A 9,384-nucleotide genomic window follows, 5' to 3' on the forward strand; every position below is an offset into this window, starting at 1 on the left:
TGAGAATGGTTTATGTATCACGGCGAGAGATTTAATGCGTACAGCCATTTGGCCGGTTTCTTGTTGGCAGTGGCGGCCTTGGTGCTGATGCTGGTGAAAGCGGTGGAATCGGCGGACGGCTATCGGATTGCCGGTGCACTAACTTACGGAGTCTGCCTGCTGCTCCTGTATTTGGGCTCAACCTTATACCACAGTATTCCGCAGCCGAAGGCCAAGGCGATTTTGCAAAAGGTCGATCATTGCATGATTTATCTTTTGATTGCAGGCAGCTATACGCCGTTTACGCTGATTACCCTGCAGGGCGGTTGGGGCTGGTCGCTTTTCGGTGTGTCGTGGGGGCTGGCTTTGCTGGGCATTGTTCAGGAGTTGACGATCGGGCGCAAAAGCGAGAAGCGGTTGCTGTCGATGGTGATTTATGTGTTGATGGGCTGGCTGATTGTGGTGGCGGTATGGCCTCTGATACAGTCGCTTTCGGCCGGCGGGTTGTTTTGGCTGGTGTTGGGCGGCGTATTGTATAGCGTGGGGATTTATTGGTTTATCAACGATACGAAAATCCGCCATGGCCACGGTATCTGGCACTTGTTTGTCTTGGCAGGCAGTTTGACGCAATTTATCAGCATTTATTTTTATGTGTTGTAGTTTCAGACGGCCTGAAATAAAAAACCTCTCAGTTTGACTGAGAGGTTTTTGTTTGTCGTTAACCTGGATTTTTGTCGTGAAATTCGTGGAATTCATAATTGTAGGTCAACTCTTTGCCGGCTTTGGTTTGCGCCAGATAATCGTCGTAAACCGCACGGATTTCCTTACGCAGCAGGAAGAGGGCGATTAAGTTCGGCAAGACCATAAAGCCGTTGAACATATCGGACATGCTCCAAACCAAATCCACTTTACCCAATGTACCCAATACGATGGCCACCAAAACCAGTGCGCGGTAGATGCCCAAGTGTTTGCCGCGGAACAGGAAGCGGATATTGGATTCGCCGAAGTAGTACCAGCCGATGATGGTGGTAAAGGCGAAGAAGGTCAGACAGACGGCGAGCAGTTGCGAACCGAAACCCGGGAAGGCTTTGTTAAACGCCAGTTGGGTAACCGCAGCGCCGGTTTCGCCGGACAGGTTGGCGTCGGTCAGCAGGATAATCAGCGCGGTTGCCGTGCAAACCATCAGCGTGTCGATAAAAATACCGATAAACGCGGCCATACCTTGTTGTACAGGGTGTTTGACGTTGGCGGTCGCATGAGCGTGCGGGGTCGAACCCATACCGGCTTCATTGGAAAATAGGCCGCGTGCCACACCGAAGCGGACTGCTTCGCGCATACCGATACCGGCCGCACCACCCAATACCGCTTCAGGATTGAAGGCGGCGACAAAAATATTGTGGAACATCGGAATGATGTGGTCGGAGAATTTGAACAAAATAATCACGGCACACAAGATGTAAATCACAGCCATAAACGGCACGACAAATTGCGCGATACCGGCAATGCGGTTGATGCCGCCGATGATAATCAGGCCGGCGAATACCGCCAAAGCAATGCCGACAGCCATCGGAGGAATATCGAAAGCCAAATTTATGGCCGAGGCGATAGAGTTGGATTGGGTCGCGTTACCGATGAAACCCAGCGCGATAATCAAGGCGATAGAGAAAAAGCCGGACAGGAAACGCGCCGCGCCACGGCCGATTTTCGGAGTCAGGCCGTGCGTGATGTAAAACGCAGGGCCGCCGATGTATTTGCCGTGGCTGACCACGCGGTATTTTTGCGCCAAAACGGCTTCTGCAAAAATGGTAGACATACCCAAAATGGCAGACAGCCACATCCAAAAAATGGCACCCGGGCCGCCGGCAGTAATCGCAGTGGCGACACCGGCAACGTTACCGGTACCGATTTGCGCGGAAATTGCCACGGCAAGCGCTTGAAATTGAGACAGGGATTTGCCTTCGTGGTCTTTGTCTTTTTTGCTGAACAAGCCGCCGAAAACGGATTTGAAACCCGTCCCCAATTTGGTTATTTGCGGCGCGCCCAAGTACAGGGTAAAAAACAGGCCGATGCCGATTAAGGCATAAATCAGCAGGTAGTCCCAAAGAACCTGATTGACTGCACCCACCAGAGCAGACAATATTTCTTCCATAATAAAACCTTTAATAAAAACAATAAAAATAAAATGATACGGGCAACTACTCCCGTTCATTTTCGCGGTTGGCAACAAGGGCGAGCAGGCCGTTTTGCCGTTTAATACCGGTTAAGTTGTTAACAATCCTGACCGATTTTGTCATCATACCGTAAACCTTCGTGAATTAAAACGAAAACTGACAAAGGGTTGCCGAAAATGTGCTTCTTTATTTAAAAAAGGTTTCTTTGTTTTCAGACGGCCTGTTTTTGCAAATATTCGGGCCGTCTGAATATTTTGGCTAAAGGCAACTTATGATAAAATGCACGCCTTACAAATGAAGCAAATTCCGCCTCAACGCGTGAAAAAACGAAAGGAATCAATATGGCAGGCCATAGTAAGTGGGCAAATATCCAACACAAAAAAGCCCGACAAGATGCCAAACGCGGCAAAATCTTCACCCGTCTGATTAAAGAAATTACCGTTGCTGCCCGTATGGGCGGCGGCGACCCCGGCGCAAACCCGCGCCTGCGCCTGGCTTTGGAAAAAGCAGCTGAAAACAATATGCCTAAAGACAACGTGCAACGTGCCATCGATAAAGGTACGGGCAATCTGGAAGGCGTGGAATACATCGAGTTGCGTTACGAAGGCTACGGCATCGGCGGTGCGGCTTTGATGGTGGACTGTCTGACCGACAACAAAACCCGTACCGTTGCCGATGTGCGCCATGCGTTCACTAAAAACGGCGGTAACTTGGGTACCGACGGTTGCGTAGCGTTCAACTTCGTTCATCAAGGCTATTTGGTGTTTGAACCGGGCGTTGACGAAGATGCGCTGATGGAAGCGGCTTTGGAAGCCGGTGCGGAAGACGTCATCACCAACGACGACGGTTCCATCGAAGTGATTACCGCGCCAAACGATTGGGCTGGTGTGAAATCGGCTTTGGAGGCGGCAGGTTATAAATCTGTTGACGGCGACGTTACCATGCGCGCCCAAAACGAAACCGAGTTAAGCGGCGAAGATGCGGTTAAGATGCAAAAACTGATTGACGCATTGGAAGATTTGGACGACGTACAAGACGTTTATACTTCTGCCGTGTTAAATCTGGACTAAGAGTTTAAAGAACAAAAGGCCGAGACCTTTGCAAAATTCCCCAAAATCCCCTAAATTCCCACCAAGACATTTAGGGGATTTCTCATGATCACCTTCTTCCAGTAAACCGCCCAAGCCATGATTGCCAAACACATCGACCGCTTCCCACTATTGAAGTTGGATCAGGTGATTGATTGGCAACCGATCGAACAGTACCTGAATCGTCAAAGAACCCGTTATCTTAGAGACCACCGCGGCCGTCCCGCCTATCCACTGCTATCCATGTTCAAAGCCGTCCTGCTCGAACAATGGCACAGCCTCTCCGATCCCTAACTCGAACACAGCCTCATCACCCGCATCGATTTCAACCTGTTTTGCTGTTTTGACGAACTGAGCATCCCCGATTACAGCACCTTATGCCGCTACCGCAACCGGCGGCGCAAGACGACACCCTGTCCGAATTGCTGGAACTGATTAACCGCCAACTGACTGAAAAAGGTTTAAAAGTAGAGAAAGCATCCGCCGCCGCCGTTGACACCACCATTATTCAGACCGCCGGCAGCAAACAGCGTCAGGCCATAGAAGTCGATGACGAAGGACAAGTCAACGGCCAAACCACACCGAGCAAAGATGAAGATGCCCGTTGGACAAAGAAAAACGGCCTCTACAAACTCGGTTACAAACAACATACCCGTACCGATGCGGAAGGTTGGTTGGGACATGAAGTTACCCACCTGACCGTATGCGAATACCTCAAACCATTGTTTGCAGACGGCATCGATACGCTGGTGTTGGGCTGCACGCACTTTCCCTTGCTCAAGCCCTTAATCGGTAGGGAGGCGGGTAATGTCGCGTTGGTTGATTCTGCAATTACGATGGCTGAAGAAACAGCACGCGTCCTTGCGCAGGAGGGATTACTCAATACTGACAACAATAATCCCGACTATCGTTTTTATGTCAGCGATATTCCTTTGAAATTCAGAATAATAGGCGAACGTTTTCTGGGTAGGACGATGGAGCAGATTGAAATGGTGTCTTTGGGTTAGGCAAAGTTTGCTCAAACACCCGCATATCTGGAGTAAGGATGTGCGGGTGTTTTTTGTGAAGGTACGTCAGAAAATGTTTGCAAATTACATTTTAAGTTAATAAAATATAAACTATTATCATTTTTAAAAAAGTTGATATGAAAAATTCACTTATTGCCCAAGCAGCCGGTATCCTGCCTGTGCTGCTGCTTTCTGCCTGCGCGGGCGGCGGCAGTTTCGATTTGGACAGCGTGGAAACGAAACAGCACAACCCGCAGTCCGAAGCACCGAAATACCAAGACGAACAGACTGAAAAACCGGCAAAACCCGATGAAGCGCAGGCGGCGGAAAACGACCGTCCGGCTTACGGTTTTGCAGCCAAAATACCGCGCCGTAATGTCCATTTCAACGTGAAACAGGGGCATCAGCCGCTGTCGGATGCGGATTGGGTGAAATTGGCGGCGGGTAAGCCGGATGAGTTTCCCCAAAAGAATGAGATTTTTACGATGGATAAGGGTACGCTGAACGAATCCATCACAACGGGCGACGGCAAAAGCCGTGTGGAAGGATACACGAATTTCCAATATGTCCGCTCGGGCTATATCTACCGCAACGGTGCCAATAAAATCGATCCCAAAAACAATATCGCCCTTTTCGGTCCGGACGGCTACCTTTTCTACAAAGGCAGCAATCCTTCCCAAGCTCTGCCGACGGGCAAGGCGATTTACAAAGGTACTTGGGATTATGTAACCGATGCCAAGGAAAAACAGAAGTTTCCCCAGTTGGGTAGTCCGCCAGCGGGAGATAGGTACGGGGCTTTGTCTGCCGAGGAAGCGGATGTGTTGCGCAATGAAAGCGAGGCACCGAAAGGTCAGACCGATTTCGGGCTGACCAGCGAGTTTGAGGTGGATTTCGCCGCCAAGACCATGACCGGCGCGCTCTACCGCAATAACCGGATTACCCATAACGAAACCGAAAATAAAGACAAGCGGATCAAGCGATATGATATTAAGGCGGATCTTCACGGAAACCGCTTCAAAGGTAAGGCATTGGCCGCAGATAAAGATACTGGAAACGGTCATCCCTTCGTTTCTGATTCTGATAGTCTGGAAGGTGGTTTCTACGGGCCTCAGGGCGATGAGTTGGGCGGCAAGTTTTTGGCAAACGATAAGAAAGTGCTTGCCGTATTCAGCGCGAAACAGAAAGACGGTGCAGAAAAACCATTGGCTGAAACCTTTATGGACGCTTACCGCATCGGTGCGGATTTTGTGAAAAAACAGATTGACAGCTTCGGCAACGTGGCCAAACTGCTGATTGACGGCGTAGAGCTTGCGCTTGTGCCGTCCGAAGGCACTCAGACGGCATTCCAGCATGTATTTGAGAAAGACGGTGTGAAGGTGTTGGTATGCTGCTCCAATTTGGATTACCTGCATTTCGGGGTGTTGGAACACGGCGGTTCGCACGATATGTTCCTGCAGGGCAGCCGTACGCCGGTTTCCGATATGCCTGTAACGGCGGGAGAGGCGGTATATCGCGGTACATGGTCGGGTACTATTGTTAATGGTACGAGCTGGAGTGCCGAACCTTCCAATAAGGAAGGCGGTAACCGGGCGGAGTTTAAAGTTAATTTTGCCGAGAAAACCCTCAAAGGTATGCTGACGGCGAAAGACCGCATTGCCCCCGTATTCACCATCACTGCCACGATTCAGGGCAATGGTTTTTCAGGTGTGGCGAAAACCGGTGAAAACGGCTTTGCATTAGATCCGAAAAATACCATCGATCCGAAACGGACGAATATCCGTGCAGATGTGTCCGGCGGCTTCTACGGCAAAAACGCCATTGAGATGGGCGGATCGTTCTCCGGAAATACATTGGAGGGAGAAAGCGGCAAGGCGGCAGTGGTATTCGGTACGAAACGCCAACAGCTTGTCCGGTAAACTGGGCTGCCGGTTGACAGAGGAAAGTTCTTCAGACGGCATATCGGCTTTAAATGCCGTCTGAAGGCAGTAAGTAGAGAAATGATATGAAACAGCAACATTTGTTCCGATTAAATATTTTATGCCTGTCGCTGATGACTGCGCTGCCTGCTTATGCGGATGTTTTACCGTCCGGACAAGTGATGGAAAAGCAGCTCGATACCGTGCAGGTCAATGCGAAAAAACAGAAAACCCGCCGTGATAACGAAGTAACCGGGCTGGGCAAGCTGGTCAAATCTTCCGAGACACTAAGTAAAGAACAGGTTTTGAATATCCGAGACCTGACCCGTTACGATCCGGGTATTGCCGTGGTCGAACAGGGTCGGGGCGCAAGTTCCGGCTATTCAATACGCGGCATGGATAAAAACCGTGTTTCCTTAACGGTAGACGGCGTTTCGCAAATACAGTCCTACACCGCACAGGCGGCATTGGGTGGGACGAGGACGGCGGGCAGCAGCGGCGCAATCAATGAAATTGAGTATGAAAACGTTAAGGCCGTTGAAATCAGCAAGGGTTCGAATTCATCAGAATACGGAAACGGCGCATTGGCAGGTTCGGTCGCATTTCAAACCAAAACCGCAGCCGACATTATCGGAGAGGGAAAACAGTGGGGCATTCAGAGTAAAACTGCCTATTCTGGAAAAGACCATGCCCTGACACAGTCCCTTGCGCTTGCAGGACGCAGCGGCGGCGCGGAAGCCCTCCTTATTTATACTAAACGGCGGGGGCAGGAAATCCATGCGCATAAAGATGCTGGTAAAGGTGTGCAGAGTTTCAACCGGCTGATGCCGGTCGAGGATACCCATCCGTACGCAAATTTCATTGTCGAAGAGGAATGTTCCAATGGATATGCGGCCTGTAAAGACAATGTGAAAAAAGATGCTTTGGCCAAAGATGAGCGCAAAACCGTCAGCACGCAGGATTATACCGGCCCCAGCCGCTTCCTTGCGGACCCGCTTGAGTATGGCAGCCAATCATGGCTGTTCCGACCGGGTTGGCATTTGGACAACCGCCATTATGTCGGAGCCGTTCTTGAACATACGCAGCAGACCTTTGATACACGGGATATGACTGTTCCTGCCTATTTTACCGAGGCCGACCTGAATGAAAGTGTCCGGAGAAACGGTACGCCGAGCGGCTTTGGCAAATATTCGGGCAATAATAAGGCCGAAAGGCTGTTTGTTCAGGGAGAGAGCGGTACATTGCAGGGTATCGGTTACGGTACCGGCGTGTTTTATGATGAACGCCATACTAAAAACCGGTACGGGGTCGAATATGTTTACCATAATGCTGACAAGGATACCTGGGCCGATTACGCCCGACTTTCTTATGACCGGCAAGGTATAGATTTGGACAACCGTTTGCAGCAGACGCATTGCTCTCACGACGGTTCGGATAAAAATTGCCGTCCCGACGGCAATAAACCGTATTCCTTCTATAAATCTGACCGGATGATTTATGAAGAAAGCCGAAACCTGTTCCAAGCAGTATTTAAAAAGGCATTTGATACGGCCAAAATCCGTCACAATTTGAGTATCAATCTAGGGTACGACCGCTTTAAGTCGCAATTGTCCCACAGCGATTATTATCTGCAAAACGCAGTTCAGGCATATGGATCGAAAACTCCGGAAGGGGCGCAGTCGCCCAATGGAAGCCAAGGCAAACCGTATTGGGTGTCTATCGGCAAGACCACGGTCAATACATCGCCGATATGCCGTTTCGGCAATAACACCTATACAGACTGCACACCGAGGAATATCGGCGGCAACGGTTATTATGCAGCCGTTCAAGACAATGTCCGTTTGGGCAGGTGGGCAGATGTCGGAGCAGGCATACGTTACGATTACCGCAGTACGCATTCGGAAGATAAGAGTGTCTCTACCGGCACTCACCGCAACCTTTCTTGGAACGCAGGCGTAGTCCTCAAGCCTTTCACCTGGATGGATTTGACTTATCGCGCTTCTACGGGCTTCCGTCTGCCGTCGTTTGCCGAAATGTACGGCTGGAGAGCCGGGGAGTCTTTGAAAACGTTGGATCTGAAACCGGAAAAATCCTTTAATAGAGAGGCAGGTATTGTATTTAAAGGGGACTTCGGCAATTTGGAAGCCAGCTATTTCAACAATGCCTATCGCGACCTGATTGCATTCGGTTATGAAACCCGAACTCAAAACGGGCAAACTTCGGCTTCTGGCGACCCCGGATACCGAAATGCTCAAAATGCACGGATAGCCGGTATCAATATTTTGGGTAAAATCGATTGGCACGGTGTATGGGGCAGATTGCCGGACGGGTTGTATTCCACGCTTGCCTATAACCGTATCAAGGTCAAAGATGCCGATATACGCGCCGACAGGACGTTTGTAACTTCATATCTCTTTGATGCCGTCCAACCTTCACGATATGTATTGGGTTTGGGTTACGACCATCCTGACGGAATATGGGGCATCAATACGATGTTTACTTATTCCAAGGCAAAATCTGTTGACGAACTGCTAGGTAGCCAGGCGCTGTTGAACGGTAATGCCAATGCTAAAAAAGCAGCATCACGGCGGACGCGGCCTTGGCATGTTACGGATGTTTTCGGATATTACAATATCAAGAAACACCTGACCCTGCGCGCAGGCGTGTATAACCTCTTCAACTACCGGTATACCACTTGGGAGTCTGTAAGGCAGACTGCCGAAGGAGCGGTCAATAGGCACAATAATGTCGGTAGGTATAACCGCTACGCCGCACCGGGACGAAATTACACCCTGACTTTGGAGATGAAGTTTTAACCTAAGCAACCGTGCATCAAGGCAATAGGAGACCTTTGCAAAATTCCCCGAAATCCCCTAAATTCCCACCAAAACATTTAGGGGATTTCGGGGAATTTTGCAAAGATCTCAGCCGAAAACCTGTGTTTGGGTTTAGGCTGTTGGGGAAAAAGGAATTTTGCAAAGGTCTCGGTCCGGATGCCTGATTAATCAGGTATTCAAGGGGGATTAAGGGAGTATTTGAATAGAATTATTGGATATTTGAAACAAAAACAGCCGAAAATCTTTATTTAGGTTTCGGCTGTTAGAGGAAAGGCTTTTTTGCAAAGGTCTCAGGTGTAGGAAAACGTTGCGTTGTTTACACCACAGGTTGAGAAAAATAAGCCTGCAAGACCTCAAACGGCGTATCGCCGTTCAAACTGCGGTGC

General features: G+C 49.8%; 5 protein-coding genes and 2 pseudogenes. 5 read left to right on the forward strand and 2 right to left on the reverse strand.

The genetic code is table 11. The annotated features are described in order from the left end of the window. Window positions 1–12: 12 nt before the first annotated feature. A complete protein-coding gene (gene trhA / locus ACTHSP_RS14220; RefSeq protein WP_049350640.1) occupies window positions 13–639 on the forward strand; it encodes a PAQR family membrane homeostasis protein TrhA in 627 nt (208 codons plus the stop codon). 58 nt (window positions 640–697) lie between these two features. Here the strand turns inward: trhA and ACTHSP_RS14225 are convergent, their stop codons facing one another. Beyond that, a complete protein-coding gene (locus tag ACTHSP_RS14225) occupies window positions 698–2,128 on the reverse strand; it encodes an alanine/glycine:cation symporter family protein (protein WP_049350639.1) in 1,431 nt (476 codons plus the stop codon). A 363-nt stretch (window positions 2,129–2,491) separates the two neighbouring features. On the opposite strand from ACTHSP_RS14225, the gene ACTHSP_RS14230 reads away from it, so the two are divergent. From ACTHSP_RS14230 to ACTHSP_RS14245, 4 genes and pseudogenes are all read left to right on the forward strand, one after another. Beyond that, window positions 2,492–3,220 (forward strand): YebC/PmpR family DNA-binding transcriptional regulator, encoded by a 729-nt coding sequence (locus ACTHSP_RS14230; protein ID WP_049329917.1) that lies wholly within the window; start codon window positions 2,492–2,494, stop codon window positions 3,218–3,220. A 117-nt stretch (window positions 3,221–3,337) separates the two neighbouring features. Further along, window positions 3,338–4,245, forward strand: a pseudogene (locus ACTHSP_RS14235) (transposase). Between the two features lie 137 nt (window positions 4,246–4,382). Beyond that, entirely contained in the window at window positions 4,383–6,161 is a 1,779-nt protein-coding gene (locus ACTHSP_RS14240; RefSeq protein ID WP_440346317.1) for a transferrin-binding protein-like solute binding protein, read from the forward strand. A gap of 86 nt (window positions 6,162–6,247) precedes the next feature. After that, window positions 6,248–8,977, forward strand: coding sequence for a lactoferrin/transferrin family TonB-dependent receptor (locus ACTHSP_RS14245; RefSeq protein WP_049350839.1), 2,730 nt, complete (start codon window positions 6,248–6,250; stop codon window positions 8,975–8,977). A 337-nt stretch (window positions 8,978–9,314) separates the two neighbouring features. Here ACTHSP_RS14245 and ACTHSP_RS14250 read toward each other — a convergent pair. After that, a pseudogene (locus tag ACTHSP_RS14250) lies at window positions 9,315–9,384 on the reverse strand (integrase core domain-containing protein); the annotation flags it as partial.

Source organism: Neisseria sp. P0001.S005, assembly GCF_051963715.1.

Excerpts from the sequence above, each read along its gene's own strand:
- trhA (WP_049350640.1), top strand. The coding sequence starts at position 13 with ATGTATCACGGCGAGAGATTTAATGCGTACAGCCATTTGGCCGGTTTC.
- ACTHSP_RS14225 (WP_049350639.1), bottom strand. The coding sequence starts at position 2,128 with ATGGAAGAAATATTGTCTGCTCTGGTGGGTGCAGTCAATCAGGTTCTT.
- ACTHSP_RS14230 (WP_049329917.1), top strand. The coding sequence starts at position 2,492 with ATGGCAGGCCATAGTAAGTGGGCAAATATCCAACACAAAAAAGCCCGA.
- ACTHSP_RS14240 (WP_440346317.1), top strand. The coding sequence starts at position 4,383 with ATGAAAAATTCACTTATTGCCCAAGCAGCCGGTATCCTGCCTGTGCTG.
- ACTHSP_RS14245 (WP_049350839.1), top strand. The coding sequence starts at position 6,248 with ATGAAACAGCAACATTTGTTCCGATTAAATATTTTATGCCTGTCGCTG.